Annotated in this window: 19 protein-coding genes and 1 other annotated feature; of the genes, 1 reads left to right on the top strand and 18 read right to left on the bottom strand. The window is 34.8% G+C overall.

Annotated elements, in window-relative coordinates; translation table 11 throughout:
* Nucleotides 1-3: 3 nt before the first annotated feature.
* The 10 genes from F3I00_RS03680 to rplU all read right to left on the bottom strand — a co-directional run bounded on the left by F3I00_RS03680 (nucleotide 4) and on the right by rplU (nucleotide 6,685).
* Nucleotides 4-870, bottom strand: a complete 867-nt coding sequence (locus tag F3I00_RS03680) for a polyprenyl synthetase family protein (protein WP_020806951.1) — start codon at nucleotides 868-870, stop codon at nucleotides 4-6.
* Nucleotides 871-1,116 carry an exodeoxyribonuclease VII small subunit gene (locus F3I00_RS03675; protein WP_003647535.1) on the bottom strand — a complete coding sequence of 82 codons (246 nt, stop codon included), beginning with the start codon at nucleotides 1,114-1,116 and terminating at the stop codon, nucleotides 871-873.
* A complete protein-coding gene (gene xseA / locus F3I00_RS03670; protein ID WP_159310982.1) occupies nucleotides 1,097-2,467 on the bottom strand; it encodes an exodeoxyribonuclease VII large subunit in 1,371 nt (456 codons plus the stop codon). Before xseA ends, F3I00_RS03675 begins: the two co-directional genes overlap by 20 nt.
* Complete coding sequence (locus F3I00_RS03665; protein ID WP_020806953.1) at nucleotides 2,457-3,305, bottom strand: bifunctional methylenetetrahydrofolate dehydrogenase/methenyltetrahydrofolate cyclohydrolase; 849 nt, start codon at nucleotides 3,303-3,305, stop codon at nucleotides 2,457-2,459. Before F3I00_RS03665 ends, xseA begins: the two co-directional genes overlap by 11 nt.
* Nucleotides 3,306-3,352: 47 nt before the next feature.
* Complete coding sequence (gene nusB / locus F3I00_RS03660; protein ID WP_159310981.1) at nucleotides 3,353-3,754, bottom strand: transcription antitermination factor NusB; 402 nt, start codon at nucleotides 3,752-3,754, stop codon at nucleotides 3,353-3,355.
* Nucleotides 3,755-4,201, bottom strand: a complete 447-nt coding sequence (locus F3I00_RS03655) for an Asp23/Gls24 family envelope stress response protein (protein ID WP_003647539.1) — start codon at nucleotides 4,199-4,201, stop codon at nucleotides 3,755-3,757.
* Between the two features lie 17 nt (nucleotides 4,202-4,218).
* The gene (gene efp, locus F3I00_RS03650) at nucleotides 4,219-4,788 is read right to left on the bottom strand and encodes an elongation factor P (RefSeq protein WP_003647540.1); all 570 of its coding nucleotides are present in this window, start codon (nucleotides 4,786-4,788) and stop codon (nucleotides 4,219-4,221) included.
* Nucleotides 4,789-4,872: 84 nt separating this feature from the next.
* The gene (locus F3I00_RS03645) at nucleotides 4,873-5,982 is read right to left on the bottom strand and encodes an aminopeptidase P family protein (RefSeq protein WP_020806955.1); all 1,110 of its coding nucleotides are present in this window, start codon (nucleotides 5,980-5,982) and stop codon (nucleotides 4,873-4,875) included.
* A 72-nt stretch (nucleotides 5,983-6,054) separates the two neighbouring features.
* Nucleotides 6,055-6,354 (bottom strand): 50S ribosomal protein L27, encoded by a 300-nt coding sequence (gene rpmA / locus F3I00_RS03640; RefSeq protein ID WP_003647542.1) that lies wholly within the window; start codon nucleotides 6,352-6,354, stop codon nucleotides 6,055-6,057.
* Between the two features lie 19 nt (nucleotides 6,355-6,373).
* A complete protein-coding gene (gene rplU, locus F3I00_RS03635) occupies nucleotides 6,374-6,685 on the bottom strand; it encodes a 50S ribosomal protein L21 (protein WP_003647543.1) in 312 nt (103 codons plus the stop codon).
* A gap of 14 nt (nucleotides 6,686-6,699) precedes the next feature.
* Nucleotides 6,700-6,780 (bottom strand) — a sequence feature (ribosomal protein L21 leader region).
* 121 nt (nucleotides 6,781-6,901) lie between these two features.
* On the opposite strand from rplU, the gene F3I00_RS03630 reads away from it, so the two are divergent.
* Nucleotides 6,902-7,258: an arsenate reductase family protein gene (locus tag F3I00_RS03630; protein ID WP_020806956.1), complete on the top strand. Its 357-nt coding sequence runs from the start codon at nucleotides 6,902-6,904 to the stop codon at nucleotides 7,256-7,258.
* On the opposite strand, the gene F3I00_RS03625 is transcribed toward F3I00_RS03630, so the two are convergent.
* The 8 genes from F3I00_RS03625 to F3I00_RS03585 all read right to left on the bottom strand — a co-directional run bounded on the left by F3I00_RS03625 (nucleotide 7,253) and on the right by F3I00_RS03585 (nucleotide 14,232).
* The gene (locus tag F3I00_RS03625) at nucleotides 7,253-8,092 is read right to left on the bottom strand and encodes a YitT family protein (protein WP_003649087.1); all 840 of its coding nucleotides are present in this window, start codon (nucleotides 8,090-8,092) and stop codon (nucleotides 7,253-7,255) included. The genes F3I00_RS03630 and F3I00_RS03625 overlap by 6 nt on opposite strands.
* 77 nt (nucleotides 8,093-8,169) lie before the next feature.
* Entirely contained in the window at nucleotides 8,170-9,492 is a 1,323-nt protein-coding gene (locus tag F3I00_RS03620) for a DUF2325 domain-containing protein (RefSeq protein ID WP_020806957.1), read from the bottom strand.
* A 365-nt stretch (nucleotides 9,493-9,857) separates the two neighbouring features.
* Nucleotides 9,858-10,037, bottom strand: a complete 180-nt coding sequence (locus F3I00_RS03610) for a 2-hydroxymuconate tautomerase (RefSeq protein ID WP_003647546.1) — start codon at nucleotides 10,035-10,037, stop codon at nucleotides 9,858-9,860.
* A 49-nt stretch (nucleotides 10,038-10,086) separates the two neighbouring features.
* Complete coding sequence (locus F3I00_RS03605; protein WP_003649089.1) at nucleotides 10,087-10,644, bottom strand: ECF transporter S component; 558 nt, start codon at nucleotides 10,642-10,644, stop codon at nucleotides 10,087-10,089.
* Nucleotides 10,645-10,647: 3 nt separating this feature from the next.
* A complete protein-coding gene (locus F3I00_RS03600) occupies nucleotides 10,648-11,478 on the bottom strand; it encodes a PfkB family carbohydrate kinase (protein ID WP_020806958.1) in 831 nt (276 codons plus the stop codon).
* A complete protein-coding gene (locus tag F3I00_RS03595) occupies nucleotides 11,475-11,936 on the bottom strand; it encodes a hypothetical protein (protein WP_024273050.1) in 462 nt (153 codons plus the stop codon). The genes F3I00_RS03600 and F3I00_RS03595 overlap by 4 nt, the downstream gene beginning before the upstream one ends.
* A 41-nt stretch (nucleotides 11,937-11,977) precedes the next feature.
* Nucleotides 11,978-12,430: a GNAT family N-acetyltransferase gene (locus tag F3I00_RS03590; RefSeq protein ID WP_020806960.1), complete on the bottom strand. Its 453-nt coding sequence runs from the start codon at nucleotides 12,428-12,430 to the stop codon at nucleotides 11,978-11,980.
* Nucleotides 12,431-12,435: 5 nt separating this feature from the next.
* Nucleotides 12,436-14,232 carry a DUF2207 domain-containing protein gene (locus F3I00_RS03585; protein ID WP_159310980.1) on the bottom strand — a complete coding sequence of 599 codons (1,797 nt, stop codon included), beginning with the start codon at nucleotides 14,230-14,232 and terminating at the stop codon, nucleotides 12,436-12,438.
* Nucleotides 14,233-14,263: the final 31 nt, after the last annotated feature.

Below are 14,263 nucleotides of genomic sequence, written 5' to 3'. Positions count from 1 at the left end.
TTACTATAATACCTTCTGATATAAATTAAAAAAATCGCCTAACAAAGGCTGCTTAAAGATTTTTACAGCTTCTTTTCCCGTTTCAATCATTTTTAAAAGCTGCTTACGACTAGCTTCAATTCCAAGTAAAGTTAAGGTATTATTTTTACCTTCATCTGCATCTTTGTGCGTAGCTTTACCTGCTTCTTGCTCTGTTTCAACTACGTCAACTAAATCATCATAAATTTGATAAGATCTACCAAACTGTTTACTAAAATTATCTAGGCGATCAACTTGATCAGTGCTTGCACCAGCATAAACAGCTGCCATTTTAACACTAGCTTCAATTAAGCAACCTGTCTTTAACCACTCCATTTGATCAATAACTTTGACGTTTTCTTTAACTAAATCATTATTAGTTGAATCAATATCAAGATATTGTCCGCCTACCATTCCGTTTGGACCAACAGCTTGTGAGATTATAATAGCCAAGGCCGCTGAATTACTACCTTCTGTAATCCATTGAATTCCTAATGGAAGCAAGGCATCCCCAGCTAAAATAGCTTCAGCCTCTCCCCATTTCTTATGAGAGGTAAGCTTTCCGCGGCGATAATCATCATTGTCCATTGCTGGTAAATCATCATGAATTAGTGAATAAGTATGTATTAATTCAATTCCGCATGCGATTCTTAATTCTGATTCACTAATTTTATAGTTTAATGTTTCAAGTGTTGCTAAGAAAAGAAGCGGTCGTAATCTCTTACCACCAGCCATGACTGAATATAACATAATTTTACTAAAAATTGGATTATCAACTTCACTTGCTAAGTGATCCTCTAAAAATTTATCAATTTGAGGTGTATATATTTTTTGAAAATCTTTTAAATTCATTTATTCTTCCTCAGGAGCTGACGCATTTTGGGGATCGAGCGTCTTCTCGTTTCCATCTTTATCAACTAACTTAGCAACTGTTTGCTCGGCATCATTAAGTTTCTTTTCCAGTTCACGACTCAACTTAACTCCAGCTTGAAATTCATTTAAAGCGTCTTCAAGAGGAACGTTGCCACTTTCAAGCTTATTGACAATTTCTTGTAATTCATTTAATTGTTCTTCAAAATTATTTTTCTTGGTTGCCATCTTTTTCTCTCCGAATATTTTCTACATTTACTTGTACTTGACCATCTTTGAAATGTAACTTTAATTTTTCATCAATTTCTAACTTATCAACAGAAGTAACTGTATTTCCCTCCTGATCCGTTGTATAAACGTAGCCCCGACTAATTGTCTTCAAAGGGCTAATGTCATCTAACTGCTGCATGATTCGATTTAATTTATTTCTTTGATCTTTTAGATAAGTTGTCATTGTTGAAAATAAATTAGCAACTATAAAAGTTCGTTCACGTTCTAGCTGTTCTAGTCTTCGACCAGGATTAAGCGCCTTTAACCGTTCCTGAAGCAAACGTACACCTGAACGATCATGCTGAAGCTGGTTAGACATTGCTTGATTGAGTCGATGAGTAAGCATATCAACTTGTTGAATTTGTTTATCATAAATTCTAGTTGGCTCTTGTAGAACTGGAGCGTTCCTCAGACGATCTAAAATCTGACGTTTAGCACGAATATTAGCCTGCATTGCTGCATAAAGCCGAGCGCGTAATTGTACAATTTTAGTTAATACATCAGCTAAATTTGGCGTTGCATATTCTGCAGCAGCTGTCGGAGTTGCTGCACGAGCATCTGCAACTAGGTCAGCTAAAGTAGTATCAGTTTCATGTCCCACAGAACTGATAACTGGCATTTGCATTGCATAAATTTGACGTACAACCTTTTCTTCGTTAAAAGGCCACAGATCCTCTAATGATCCTCCACCGCGTCCAATAATAACTACATCATACTTATCGCCCTGCGCTTGAATCTGCTTTAGAGAAGCAACAATAGTATCAGCTGCTTCATCTCCTTGAACTTTAGCTGGATAGAGATCAATTTCAGCATGCGGAAACCTTCGGTTAGCTGTAACCATAATATCGTGAATAACTGCCCCAGAGGCACTAGTTACAACTGCAATACGATCTGGAAACAGTGGCAAACGCTTTTTATGATCTTCATTAAATAAGCCTTCTTTTTCAAGTTTTTCTTGTAGCTGTCTTAGTTGTTCATAAAGACCACCTAACCCGGCTGGTTCCATCGTTTGAGCGTAAAACTGGTATGAGCCTTGCGGACCATAAACATCCACATAACCACTTACATAAACTTTCATTCCCTCTTCAGGCTTAAACTTTAATTTTTCAAAAAAGGAGCGAAACATAACTACGTTAATTTTAGACTTATCGTCCTTTAATGAAAAATATTGATGGGAATGCATCCTGAATCTAAAATTAGATAACTCTCCCTGTAAAAAAACCTTATGTAGATAAGGATCATTTTTAAATTTTTGTGAAATATAAAAATTTAAATCACTCACAGAAAGATAAACTGGATTATCTGCCATGCTGCTTCCTCGTTAAAATTACTGCTTGTTTCATTAAACTAGCAACTGTCAACGGACCAACTCCTCCAGGAACCGGTGTAATTGCTTCAGCCTTAGGGGCTACTGTATCGAAATCTACATCACCCATTAATTTGCCATTTTCACGGTTCATCCCAACATCAATCAAAACTGCACCGTCTTTTACCATATCTTCAGTTACTAAATGAGCTTTACCTACATCAGAAATGATTACATCAGCGTTTCTTGTCAAGTCTGCCAGATTATTAGTCTTTGAATGAGCAATGGTTACAGTTGCATCTCGTTCAAGTAAAACTGCAGCCAAAGGCTTACCAACAATCACGCTCCGACCAATAATCACTGTGTTCTTTCCGGCCATCTTAATTCCGTAATAATCAATCAATGTTAAAATACTACGAACTGTCGCTGGAATAATATCACTCTGTCCTTCCCAAAGACGACCTAAGTTAAGTGGAGAAAATCCATCAGCATCTTTTTCAGGAGCAATAGTTTCAAAAATGGCTCTTGGATTAATTTGAGGTGGAACTGGTAATTGAACCATAATCCCATTAATATTTGGATCTTGATTAAGTTCCTTAATCTTTCCTAGAAGTTCAGCTTGAGAAGTATCAGCTGGAAAATGCAATCCAACTTCATTGATACCTACTTTTTTTGCTAAATTTCTTTTAACTCGCAAATAAATTTTACTTGCAGGATCGTCTCCAACTTCTATTACGCATAAAGTTGGATTTATTCCGTCATTTTTTAAATTTTTTATTTCTTTTTTCAAATTTTCTGTAATTTCATTTGCAGGAGTTTTTCCTTCTAGTAATTTTTTCACCTAATCACCTCATCAAAAAAAGTCGGCTCAACGAGCCGACTCATTAGTTAGTCTTTCTTAATGAAATTGGCCAAGAGACCATTAATAAATTTTTTGGATTCTTTAGAGCTAAATTCATCACATAAATTTAACGCTTCATTTAAAGCAGCTACTGGCTCAATTGCCCTACTATTTTGCATTTCATAAAGAGCCACTTCAAGGATGGCCAAGTCAATTTCGTTAATCCTATTAAGACGCCAACCCTTTTTTAAGTATTTACTTAATTGCTCATCAAGCTCTTTTTTATTAGCCAAGACACCATTTACTATTTCTGCAGAATAATCCGGAAAGCTCTTTAGCTCTAAAGCTTTTAGTGCTTTTTGACAAACTTCTTCCGCATCAGTTAAATTTCCTTGGTTAGCTAAATAAATTGCTTGCATTGCAATTCTTCTCATCTCATGCTGTGTCATTTAGTCTTTAGCCTCGTCCTCTTTATCATCTGGGAAAAGTGCTTCTGTGTCAGCTTTTACTTCAGATTCAGTCTCTTCTGTTTCTGAAACTAGGCCAACTACATGAACATTAATTTGAGTTAAATCTAAATCCGTCATTTGCTTCAATTGCAAAGTCAAGTTTTTCTGCAGTTCGACGCATACTTTTGGCACATTTACGCCATAGTCAAGATAAGCATAAACATCAGCAGTTAACTTATCGTCTTCAACACTTAAGGAAACGCCTTTACCTTGGTTAGAACGACCAAAAAGAGTATTAATGCCAGTCTTCAGCGTCCCACGCATTTCGCTGACGCCATCGACTTTTCTGGCAGCAATTCCTAGAATAACTTCTAAAACACCAAGATCAACTCGGGTTTCATCGCCTTTGTCATTGCTTGATAAAAGAATCGTTGAATTATCAGCCATATTTTTTACCTCAAAAATTATTTATTTGCACGAGAAACGTAAGTACCATCAGCAGTATTAATAGTTAATACATCACCTTGATTAATAAAGAATGGAACATTAACTACTAAACCTGTTTCCATAGTTGCAGGCTTACCACCACCAGAAGAAGTATCGCCTTTAATGTTAGGTTCAGTTTCAGCAACTTCAAGATCAACTGTGTTTGGTAAGTCAACACCTAAAGTTTCACCGTCGTGCATAATGACATTAACTACCATGTTTTCTTTTAAGAACTTAGATTCTCTTTCAACTTGAGCTTCTGGAATTTCAAGTTGTTCATAAGTAGTAGTATCCATAAATACAAAACTTGTACCGTCATTGTATAAGTATTGCATAGCTTTAGTTTGAATGTCAGCAGTATTAACTTTAGCAGTTGAACGGAAAGTATATTCTTGTACTGCACCAGTTCTTAAGCTCTTAAGCTTTGAACGAACAAAAGCACTACCTTTACCTGGCTTAACATGTTGGAATTCAACAATACGCCATAAATCGTTGTTATATTCAATAGTTAATCCATTTTTAAATTCATTAACTGAGATCATTGTCATAGTAAAATTACCTCATTTCTACACTTACTTATCTTACCAATCTTATCCATTGTTTCGCAACATTAACCACATAATTAGATAAAATTATAGAATTAAAAGCTCATCTTTTGGCAATTGTGACATTACATAAGGATGATCGTCCTTAATCAACACATCATCTTCAATTCTAACACCGCCGCGATCTGGTAAATAAATCCCAGGCTCAACAGTAATTGCCATATTATTCTTCATAACTTCTTTTCCATATGGCATTGCTGGCGTACAGAGTTCGTGTACTTCTAGTCCAATTCCATGGCCAATCCCATGACCGAAGTATTCCCCATAGCCTTGCTCTTTAATATAGTTTCTAGCAGCTTGATCGATATCTTTTCCAGTATTTCCAGCAATTGCTGCAGCAATTCCGCGCTTTTGGGCTTCTAATACAATATAGTATATTTTTTCTAATTCTGGTTCTACTTGTCCTAAAGCTACTGTTCTTGTGATATCCGCAGTGTAACCATGATAAAAGCTTCCAAAATCAATTACAATCAATTCACCTTGTTGAATTTTTTTATCACTAGCAACGCCATGTGCCCAGCTACCACGATATCCAGAAGCAATAATCGTTTCAAAAGAAGGACCATCTCCGCCATTCATTTTAAACAAATAGTCTAATTTAGCTCCGATGGCTCTTTCGCTAACTCCTGGTTTAATTAAAGGCAAGATCTCTTTAAAACTTTGAGCAGAAATATCAATCGCTTTTTGTAAAGTAGCCAATTCTAAGTCGTCTTTCACATTGCGAACTTTTTCAACTAATTCAGCACTTAAGACAAAATTAAGATCGGGACAGGCCTCTTTCAAAGCTTCAAATTGAGTTGCAGAAATAAATTCTCCTTCAACTAAAACATTTTTTACATCTAATTGTTTTAATTGCTTAGCAATTTCTTTAACCACATCCATTGTCTGCATTACGACCTTCATTTCACCAGGAGCTTGATGACGAATTTGATCCTTAAAGCGTGAATCAGACAACAAAACACGATCCCCTTCAGCAGTCAAAATAAGCTCAGCTTCTTCACCAGAAAAATTAGTTAAGAAACGATAATTTGCTTGATTAAAAATAATTAAAGCATCTGCTTGTTCTTCTTTGATCAATTTAGTAGTTTTATCAATTCGATTATTAATTAAAGTTAGCAACTCTTGATTTGAAGACATATGACCTACCTCCTGAGTAGATAAAAAAAGACCGAACGTTCCTTAGGGACGTCCAGTCTGCAAAAGAAATAATTATTTTGCTTCTTCAACTGGGTAAACAGAAACTTGTTTACGATCTCTGCCCAAACGTTCGAATTTAACAACGCCACTAGTTAAAGCAAACAAAGTGTCGTCGCCACCGATACCAACGTTCTTACCTGGGTGGATCTTAGTACCGCGTTGACGGAAAATGATTGAACCTGCGTTGATCTTTTGACCATCAGCACGCTTTGCGCCTAAACGACGACCAGCTGAGTTACGACCGTTAGCAGTTGAACCACCACCCTTGTGGTGGGCAAATAATTTAAGTGCTTCAAGATTATTAATCATCATAATTTGTTTCACCCCTTAATTAAGCTTCAATGCTTTCGATAGTTACCTTAGTGTAAGGTTGACGGTGACCGTACTTAGTGTGTGAGTGCTTCTTAGGCTTGTATTTGAAAGTAACAACTTTCTTTTCTTTGCCTTGCTTTTCAACTTTAGCAACAACTTTAGCACCTTCAACTACAGGAGTACCAATCTTAGTTGACTTACCATCATTTACAAGAATAACTTCATCAAAAGTTACTTCGTCGCCAGGCTTAACTTCAAGTTTTTCAACAAAAACGCTATCGCCCTTAGCAACCTTGTATTGCTTACCACCGGTTTTAATAACTGCGTACATTTGTACACCTCCGAAAAAATACTTAGACTCGCCGTATGAGGTGGAATTAACGTTAATTCTCTTCTTACCCCATAAACGTGCGGTTGCAGATGTGAGGTTTCCACAAATACAACTCTTACAGTATACTCTCATCCCTCTTTTAAAGCAATTCAATATCAAAATTTCTAAAAAAATACTAAAATAAATTTACAAGTATTTATAATAAGGGGAAAGAATATGCTTAAATTTTATGGTTATAAACATTGTTCAACTTCTAAAAAAGCTCAAAAATGGCTTGATGATCATCAAGTTGTTTATCAATATCAAGACTTAGTAGAAAAACCACCTAAGCAACAAGATCTACTTAAATGGCTAACTGATTTTCAAGATCGCGGATTAAGATATTTTTTCAATACGTCTGGCCAAGTTTACCGCCAAATGCACTTAAAAGATCAAATAAACAAGATGACGCTTGAAGAAGCAGCAAAATTACTTTCACAAAACGGAAAATTAATTAAAAGACCCTTAGTTACTGACGGTAAAAAATTAACTTGCGGCTTTAAAGAAGACATATACGAAAAAACTTGGTTATAGTCCCCATTGTCCGCCATGAACACGCGCAACTGTGTCAGTGATAATAAAAGCATCTGAATCAATCTCATGAATTTTATTGATTAAAGGACCATATTCACGGGTATCAACTACTAATAGTAGCTGCTTTTTGTCATCATCACTGTAGCCACCAACAACATCGTAAATTGTTAAACCGTTATAGTTATCAAGTAGCATTGTCTTTAGTTCTTCAAAATGCTCGTTACTCATCACACGCACCTGATATTTACGGTCAAAGCCAGCTTCTGCATAGTTCATAGTCATGGCTGTCACTACTTGTGACAAGGCGGCTAATAAAAATGCATTCCAGCCATCAACGAAAATGTTAAGAAAAATAATTACCATATCAATTGCAAGTAATCCAATTGCTGGATTAATGTAAAAATATTTCTTTAAAATCATTGGCGGAATTGTTGTTCCACCACTTGATGCATTAACGCGGTATAGTAAAGAAACACCTAGTCCCATCAAAGCACCACCATAGATTACTGCTAGTAATTGATTATTAGTAATTTTAAAACTAGGCGTAAGTCCCATTAACACTGGAAGTAATAAACTACCTAAGGCAACGTTTTTCGTTGTCTTTTTTCCTAAAAAGATCGCTGCTAGAATAAGCATTAAAATATTAACAACTAAAACAGTAATTGACCGATTAATACCCCATACTGCATCAACTAAGATTGAAATACCAGTTGAGCCACCCGCTGCAATATTAATTGGACCATAGAAGAAATTAATAGAAATGGCGATAATTTCTAAGCCGGCTAAAAATACTAGCCAACGCATCCAAGATTTCTTTTTAATATTTTTTGTCATTTCATCGTCCTTCCTAAAAATAAGTTATTAATATTTTATCTAATTTTCATGCATCTTGTCAGCTACACTGCTTATTCCTAATTATTCTTTAACATTTTGTATTCTAATTGTTGGTTACCTTCATAAGCTGGCATCCCATTTTCTGCTCGATATAGTGCACGCTCAAATGCTTGATATCCCTTGCTAGAACTAACAGCAAATTTAACGTGATATTTACTTGCAAATTCGCTAATATTCCAAGTACTATCATGGGCAGCAAATGCAGTAACCAAAATTACAATGTCTAAATCTTTAATTTGACTTTCAATTACCTTTTTCTTGCCTTCAAATGCATCAATCGGAATTGGAATGCCATTGTAGCGGTTAACAATCCCTTCTAAAATCGCTTCATTTTGATTATCGCCAACAGCAATCCCTACTCGTTGATAATGTAAGTTCATATCTAACTTAGCTAATACTTGGGTACTTGCTACTACCTTTGTCTTTGCTTTTTTTGTTTTAGAAACTCGCTTAGGTTGCTCTGTTTCATAAATCCAGCGAACCTGAACTGCGCTTGCTGGATCTTTTTTTAATCTAACATCGCCTGTATACCAAGCTAAATCAACAATTGCGCCGTCTTCTAAATGAATATTGCCATTTTGATAATAGCTAGAATCAAGCGCAACAATTACTGGCTTATGATTAATAACCAGCTTTTCTCCATGGATATTTCGTGAAACACTTAAATTGCCTAGACTTCCTTGTACTACTCCATATTTAAAGTCTGCTATTTTGTCATAATCACGGCTGCGCAATTTTCGATAACCAACTACTCGCAAAACTTCAGCTTTATTTAAACTATTTGCTAAAGGCAAAGCTTCAACAATATCACCACTCTTTAAATTCAAATCATGAATTTGCCCCTCATTTACTTCAAAGACAACTTCACCATTATTATTGATCAAATCCGCACCCTTTAATGCACGAATGACAGTATATCTTCTACCCTTTCGATAATCGCGATTTTTTTCTTTTTTAGGCTTTACCGCATCCTCAAAAATTTTTCGATTTACTGCAGTACTAGTTTCTTCTGAAGCTTGAATAGCTTGGTCTAATAATCCTAATTTCTTTCCAAAATTTGTGGCAATATTGTGATCAAAGGTTAACTTATGTAGAGCTCCTAAGGCAATTTTTTTAGCATTTTTGTCACCTGGGCGTTCAATTAATGTAGTTATTCCCTGAAGAAAAGTATTTATTTGTGCAATAACTTTGTCATCCATTTTATTATTTGCTGAGGTAGACTCTGCTTCGCCTGTAATACCCAATACTACCTTAATTGCATTTAAGCTATTTTGAAGACTTTTGTCATCGCCTGCAGTATTATTTAAAATTCTTTTTAAATTATTTCGATAATCAAACATTTTAATCACTTTCTTACTTACTTTTTATCTATTATATCGATTTAACCTGCTTCAATTCAAAATTTCTCTATCAATCTTTCAAGAAAGTGATATATTAAAGGTAAATATAAAAAGTGAGGGAAAATTATGACTAAATACACTGTTAAATTATCTGAAGAAGATTACCAAATGTTAAAAGATTGTCACTCAAAGAACCCTTCAATTATGAAGGCGTTAGAAGAAGCTAAAAAAGAAGATTAGTTTCTTACAATTTTTACCAAAATAAAACTCGTGATTAGATGTTTACACTAATCACGAGTTTTTTATTTATTATTTAAATATTTTTGACTAAAGAACAGTAGCCCAATAAGAATACTTAAATTTAACTAAGCTCTCCATTCGCCGCCTTGGCCGTAAGTATGTTTATCAAGTTCATTAATAATTACATGGATATGTTCCTTCGGTGCACCAGTATTCTTATGAACAGCTTCAGTGATATCTTTCATCATTTGAGTTAATTGCTCATCACTTCTACCCTTAATTAATTCTACATGTACAAATGGCATTTTAAATTTCTCCTTTTTTTAACCAAAATTATAGCAGACTTATTTTAAGCTATACACTCTTTCTTAAAACTCTTCTTGCACCATCTCGCACTGCAAAATATAAAATTGGCGTACAAATTGCAGTTGAAATCGAATTAATGACCGTTGCTGGTAAACTCACAAAAGAACTCACTAAGGCTACATTTAAACTAGTTCCAACCATCAATGCTTCAACAATTGAAACACAGTAAGTTGTAAAAATTTTAGTTACCCCAGCGATAATTCCCAAAATAATAATATTTTTCTTGCTATCTTGATAGTGCATTCCTTTATATACTGCCGTTAAAACACTTGCAACTACCACCACTTCAAGCATTGTCAACCAAGAAGTGGCTGCATAGCCATTAAGTAAGTCAAAGCCGCCTAACCCAATAATCCCTGCAAGCATTCCATTCCGATATCCCAGATACAAAATTGCAACAGCAGTTAAGGTATTACCAAAATGGATAAAGGGACGACCAACTAAAGCAGGAACTGGAATTCGTAAAACCCAGACTCCTAGATAAATTATCGCCGCAAATAAACCGGTCATAATTATTGAAACTAACGAATTTTCCCTTGTTCGCATTTCCTAACCTTTTTTCTCCTCTACTTTCTTCATTAACCAAGATAAAGCACCTGCATAATTAGGTCCTAACCGTTTATCTCGAGTTGAATCAGTTGCTTTAATTGTCATTTTAACAAAAATTGCTGCTATCTGCGAACTCTCCTTTAGCGAATAACCTGCTAAAATTGCCGCTAATAAACTACTTGCAAACATATCGCCTGTACCAAAAAATGAACGTTTCACCTTATCAGTTTCTATTACAAAAGCTGTATCCCTGGCTGACACTCCAGCAATCTTAATTTTATCCTGCATTTGAATTCCAGTAATCAATACCTCATTCACATTAAACTTTTTCTTTAATTCTAAAGCCAGCTCTTCAATCTCATCAATTGAAAAACTTCGATATTTTTTATCTAATAATAAGCAAGCTTCAGTTAAATTTGGTGTTAAAATTGTTGCAAAATTAGCAAGCACGCGCATTTTTGCCACATAATCTAAGTTTAAACCGCGATATAATTTACCTGAATCTGCCATAGCAGGATCAAGCAGGACTTTACTGACTTTAAAATTAGAAATATGATCTATCCAAAAATCAATGGCTTCTTTGCCTAAATAACCTAAGTATAAATTTTCAAAATCAATCTTTTGGTCCTGCCAATGAGCAATAATTTTACTCATTTCGCTACTTAAATTTAAGAAAGTGTTATCGCCAAAGCCACCAGTATGGGTAGACAAAATCGCCGTCGGCAATACATCTGGTTGATAGCCACACGCTCCTAAAATTGGTAAAGCAACACTTAATGAAACTTGACCTAGGCAGGAGAGATCTTGACTAATCAAAAGTTTTTCTTTCATTTTAATGTTCTTTCTAATTTTAACCGTTTCTTCTTAACTGCATATCTTTTAGAATTCAGTTTAATTTGTAGCAACTTGTTATGCCAATAAATTAAGGCCATTTTGATCGCTAAACGATTATACCAACAATAATCATGCCTTAAATAATTATATGAATCTTTAAGGTTGAGCAGATGTTCTGTTGTAATGAATTGATTACGGCTCCAGTGCCAATCAGCAGCACTGTTTTTACGAATCCTGATTTTTTCAATTCGACCAACTGTTAACCGTGCTCGCCCTTTAATGTACTTACTTCTTGCAACAGTAATATAATTGCCAATCATGGTTTGTTTCCAAAATTGATTGTTTTTCTTTTCAATAAAAAGTGCCCGTCTTAGCACCTTACTTAAGCAATACCACTCCTTATTACCGTCTGATAGCTCAATTAAACACCAAATGTATTCTCGTCTTTTTCGCAAATTTTCCCCAACTTTTTTTATTAGCTAAAAATATCAATTTCCTACTTATAAATCAATAAGTCAACTTCAACGTGAAATATCTCATTTCCTGGCATTTTTCCTGATTCGTGCTTCAGAAATTTAAAACCTTTATGTAAATACAAACTTTTAGCAGGATTACCAGTTAATACTTCTAAATAGGTTGGTCGTTTCATCTTAGTTAATGAAAACTCAATCAGCTTACTGCCAATTCCTTGCTTTTGAAAACTAGGATCTACGTAAAGCCAGGCGAGTTCATCATCGCTAAATGCAACAAAAGCGACAATCTTTTCATCTATTGTTGCTACATAAATATTATATGAAAATAAATCTTCTTCAATTGCTGCAATTTTCAGCGGTTTAAAGGCCGCTTCTAAATTAGCCGCTTTTAGTTCTTGTTTTCTTGCTTGATCATGTATTACACATAAATCATTAAAGTCTTTTTTTTGAAATTCTCTAATTTTGATTTTATTCATAATATTTAAAAGGCACCTCCTCCGCTACCGCCACCAAAGCCACCTGATGAACCACCGGAAAATCCACCCGATCCACCAGAAGCTGATGAATTTAAGTTTGCGCCTGAATTAAAGCTTGAATTAAAATTATTTGCAAATCCATCCCGTCCTGAGCTATAAAATGGACCCCAGAACAAAATATTTGTATCATCAATTTCATCTGCAAATTCTATTTTAAGTTGTTTCAACACCTTTTTAGATACACCCAAAGCAACCGCATATGGCATAATTTCTTCCCACAGAGGCAATTCTCCGACTTCGCGCATTTTAAAATTACCAATCTCATCTAGCATTTTCTTAAAACCACGTACTTGATTAGTTGATTCTGCTCCCTTAGCAGTATATGGCGATAACTTTTTATTACTATAAATAGTTGCTAGAATTGCTAATCCTATCATAATTGTGGCCACTATAAATAGACCTGCTGTTCCCTCACTAGAAAAGAAAGCAGCAATTATTCCAGCACCACTTAATACTAATAAGATGATCATTAAGACTAAATTAGTTTCCTTCTTATGTTCAACCTTTTTATCAAAAAAGCCAGCATTAATTGCTGCTTGTTTTTCCTTTTTTTGCCAATTAGCAAAGAGTTTACTTAGCTTAGAAGATCGTTGTTTTTTAAGTTCATAAGTTGTAAAACTTTTCCCATCGCCAACCTTATTAAATAAGTATTTCATCAAAGTAACTTCGCCCATTAAATCTTTATCAATTAAAGAAATTTTATAGTATGTTTTTCTTCTTACCTTAATAGGTTCAATTTCTATCCTCTTTTTTACAGCTAATTCCATTAAATAAGCAGTTAATGATCTAGAACTTGGCTTATCGTCCAGATCCAAAATTTCAGCCATTACTGGTGAAACTGTAGGGACATCATAATTTCTAGGTAATTGCTTTTCTTTTTTAGGTTTAACTCCAGATTTCTTCAAAGTAAAACTTCTAATTATTATGGATAAAGAAAATAATCCTGATAGTACCAAAGCACCTAAGCCAAGCATTCTGCTTCTTTGACGACGTTCGTTGGCTTCATGAGCAAATTTTGCTTCCTGATTTAAGACATATTTTTTATGATTTTGGTCTCTAATATTTTTATTTTGACTTGTCACTACCGTAGGAAAAAGGCTATGAACCTCTATTCCCTCATTTCCGCTTACATTTGCAGCTGTCATAATAATACTGCCTTTTTCAGAATTAACTGTAATCTGGCCCGACAAATCTCCATGAGCCCAAGCCTTAAGATCCTTAACTGAACTTGGGAAAAAGATCCCTACTCGAACGTTATCAAGGTCTGTATCCCAGCCATCACCAATAATTTTAAAATTAAGCTCGGCCGTATCTTTCCAGTTAATAATGGCATTCGTAATTTCATAAGTATAAATTATCGTGAATTTATCACCATCAGTTACGTTATGCCATACCTTAAAGCGATAGCCATGATCGCTGTGACTCAATTCATAAGTATTATTGGCGTGACTATCACTTTGTACGACTGGCTGTGAATTTTTACCAGATATTACTCTAACCTGCTGATTTTTTAATTCTTGATTATCAGTAAGATTTTGTTGATAAAAAACGCCATGGGCATCATCGTCAAACTTATAAGTGATTCTTCTCTCCATCAACAATGATCCATTTGCATTTACATGGGCAGTAACATCAACGTTAGTAATATCATAATCTACATCAGCTAAAGCTGGTTTTGTGAAGATGATAGTCAAAGTTACAAGCATTATCATCCCAATTATTAAGTGAAAAAGTTTTTTCATAGGTCCCTCGTAAGAAAAAGTGAGCTGTGGC

It is taken from the genome of Lactobacillus sp. JM1, assembly GCF_009834385.1.
Taxonomy (GTDB): domain Bacteria; phylum Bacillota; class Bacilli; order Lactobacillales; family Lactobacillaceae; genus Lactobacillus; species Lactobacillus paragasseri.
The sequence above is the reverse complement of the archived record's forward strand: the minus strand, read 5'-3'. Positions and strand labels throughout refer to the sequence as shown.

Coding starts and splice junctions, on each gene's coding strand:
- F3I00_RS03680 (WP_020806951.1), bottom strand. CDS start 870: ATGAATTTAAAAGATTTTCAAAAAATATATACACCTCAAATTGATAAA.
- F3I00_RS03675 (WP_003647535.1), bottom strand. CDS start 1,116: ATGGCAACCAAGAAAAATAATTTTGAAGAACAATTAAATGAATTACAA.
- xseA (WP_159310982.1), bottom strand. CDS start 2,467: ATGGCAGATAATCCAGTTTATCTTTCTGTGAGTGATTTAAATTTTTAT.
- nusB (WP_159310981.1), bottom strand. CDS start 3,754: ATGACACAGCATGAGATGAGAAGAATTGCAATGCAAGCAATTTATTTA.
- F3I00_RS03655 (WP_003647539.1), bottom strand. CDS start 4,201: ATGGCTGATAATTCAACGATTCTTTTATCAAGCAATGACAAAGGCGAT.
- efp (WP_003647540.1), bottom strand. CDS start 4,788: ATGACAATGATCTCAGTTAATGAATTTAAAAATGGATTAACTATTGAA.
- F3I00_RS03645 (WP_020806955.1), bottom strand. CDS start 5,982: ATGTCTTCAAATCAAGAGTTGCTAACTTTAATTAATAATCGAATTGAT.
- rpmA (WP_003647542.1), bottom strand. CDS start 6,354: ATGATGATTAATAATCTTGAAGCACTTAAATTATTTGCCCACCACAAG.
- rplU (WP_003647543.1), bottom strand. CDS start 6,685: ATGTACGCAGTTATTAAAACCGGTGGTAAGCAATACAAGGTTGCTAAG.
- F3I00_RS03630 (WP_020806956.1), top strand. CDS start 6,902: ATGCTTAAATTTTATGGTTATAAACATTGTTCAACTTCTAAAAAAGCT.
- F3I00_RS03625 (WP_003649087.1), bottom strand. CDS start 8,092: ATGACAAAAAATATTAAAAAGAAATCTTGGATGCGTTGGCTAGTATTT.
- F3I00_RS03620 (WP_020806957.1), bottom strand. CDS start 9,492: ATGTTTGATTATCGAAATAATTTAAAAAGAATTTTAAATAATACTGCA.
- F3I00_RS03610 (WP_003647546.1), bottom strand. CDS start 10,037: ATGCCATTTGTACATGTAGAATTAATTAAGGGTAGAAGTGATGAGCAA.
- F3I00_RS03605 (WP_003649089.1), bottom strand. CDS start 10,644: ATGCGAACAAGGGAAAATTCGTTAGTTTCAATAATTATGACCGGTTTA.
- F3I00_RS03600 (WP_020806958.1), bottom strand. CDS start 11,478: ATGAAAGAAAAACTTTTGATTAGTCAAGATCTCTCCTGCCTAGGTCAA.
- F3I00_RS03590 (WP_020806960.1), bottom strand. CDS start 12,430: ATGAATAAAATCAAAATTAGAGAATTTCAAAAAAAAGACTTTAATGAT.
- F3I00_RS03585 (WP_159310980.1), bottom strand. CDS start 14,232: ATGAAAAAACTTTTTCACTTAATAATTGGGATGATAATGCTTGTAACT.